This window comes from Ramlibacter aquaticus, assembly GCF_015159745.1.
Classification (GTDB): Bacteria; Pseudomonadota; Gammaproteobacteria; order Burkholderiales; family Burkholderiaceae_C; genus Ramlibacter; species Ramlibacter aquaticus.
The window spans coordinates 1-452 of record NZ_JADDOJ010000189.1 but is presented as its reverse complement, the minus strand read 5'-3'; the positions used below and the strand labels follow the sequence as shown (position 1 = coordinate 452).

Annotated in this window: 1 protein-coding gene; it reads left to right on the top strand. The window is 52.0% G+C overall.

Annotated elements, in window-relative coordinates; all coding sequences use genetic code 11:
* Window positions 1-452, top strand: a 452-nt coding sequence (locus IM725_RS20075; protein WP_227753991.1) for a helix-turn-helix transcriptional regulator, incomplete at both ends; no start/stop codon positions are given.

Sequence of the window (452 nt, the reverse complement as noted above, 5' to 3'; positions counted from 1 at the left end):
ATCTATGAACATGTTCCAGCCAAACTGGGTCAACCCTCCGGGCGCTACAGTGCTTGATCTGCTGCATGACCGGCAGATTTCAGTGAGCGAGTTGGCCAATAAAGCGCAGCGAGACATCCGGAGCCTCTCACGTCTTATACATGGCGTGGAGCCACTCACTGAGGACTGGGCCGAGTGTTTGTCGATGATGCTGGGCGCATCCCCGTCCTTCTGGCTTCGCCGAGAACAGATTTATCGTGCTGATCTTCAGAGAATTTGTGAATCTGCCTCGAACTCACCGGAAGATTGGCTTTCCGATGTTCCTCTAAAAGACTTGGTCCGGCTTGGTTGGATCGAGCAGGGGGCATCAGCGGAAGACACCGCGTTGAATGCTTGTGCATTCTTTGGCGTAACGACATCAAGCTCTTTCCAGCAAAAATATCAGAAACTGTTTGCCTCTTCCGCATATAGAG